We start from the raw sequence: 1,155 nt of genomic DNA, 5'->3' as shown, positions 1-1,155 counted from the left end.
TCCACCGGCACGACCTCGGCGTTTCCAATTGGCCACCTGATCGGACCGTTGCGGAACCACCGCCGTGATCCACTTGCCTCGCAACAACTCTCGATTCGCAGCCGAGGAATACGACCCACGCGGCCATCGGATTTCGGTAACAACAGCTCGAGCAGTTCCCACTGATTGTCCGTCGGAACCTGATGCCGAATCGAAGCCGAACCTACCAAACAGTCGCGGTACCGATCTTGCTAGTTGTCGTTGACGATCGACTCCAGGTTCGGTGTAACAGCGCGGGCAATTGCCTCGGCCGCACCGTGGACGCCCGCCACTAGTTCGGGCGAGGGGGGTCCATCGGCCATTCGGCCGTCAACGAAATCCGTGCCGCTGGCACCGATTCTGACCACCAAGTTGCTTGAGCGGAAGGTGACCGTCGTCCGGGCGTAACTCGTGCTGGCGTCATCGACCGCGTATCCCTCGTCGCCAACTCCGGCGACCGGCTTGGCTGCTGACACTTTGGGCTTGCCCGTGGCAGCATCGCGTGAGATCTGGAAGCTGTTCTTCGCCTCTGATACTCCCGAGTCATGCAGCTTAAAGGACACATTGACTGACCGCGTGGCGGGTGTTCCGGTCGGTCCATGTGAAATGTTGGCAGCGAGGAACTGGCCCTGGCATCCGTAATCACGGGTGCCAGGAGTGGGCGGAAGCTCGTCAAGATTCTGTTCGGATAGCCCAACATTTGTATATATCGAGCCAGCGAAGTCCGAGATCGCCGAGGCGGTGGACTTTGTTAGCGCAGCACAGGAATTCGGGGTTCGATCGAACCGGGCGACTTCCGATGAGCCGGTGGGGCCACACGCAGCAAGAGCAACCCCGCATGCCACCACCACCTGCAGCCGAATCGAATTTCTAATCACCGAAGGCCTTTCCAGTGGGCTTTCGAGGCTGCCATGCTCCAGTATCGAGTGCAGCTGGGGCTATAACGGACTGCACGGGGATGGCAGCGGCCTCATTCTTAATACCATTGATAACCGTGACGACCTGATCCCGAAAATCGATGACCACCTGCACCTTCGCGCTGGCCAGTTCGACAAATTTCGAAATCGTCTTTGTCGCCGTGGCAACAACACCGGAAGGATCGAACTTGAGGAGGTCGTCAGCATATGTCACAAGGCC

The 1,155-nt window shown here is 58.8% G+C and carries 2 protein-coding genes; both read right to left on the bottom strand.

What is annotated here, in order from left to right; all coding sequences use genetic code 11:
• Nucleotides 1-230: 230 nt before the first annotated feature.
• Nucleotides 231-581, bottom strand: a complete 351-nt coding sequence (locus ACFWF3_RS36670) for a hypothetical protein (protein WP_379318824.1) — start codon at nucleotides 579-581, stop codon at nucleotides 231-233.
• 307 nt (nucleotides 582-888) lie between these two features.
• Nucleotides 889-1,155 (bottom strand): hypothetical protein (locus ACFWF3_RS36665; protein ID WP_379318822.1); only part of this gene is annotated, 267 nt, incomplete at its 5' end.

It is taken from the genome of Nocardia sp. NPDC060220, assembly GCF_042727815.1.
GTDB lineage: Bacteria > Actinomycetota > Actinomycetes > Mycobacteriales > Mycobacteriaceae > Nocardia.
The sequence above is the reverse complement of the archived record's forward strand: the minus strand, read 5'-3'. Positions and strand labels throughout refer to the sequence as shown.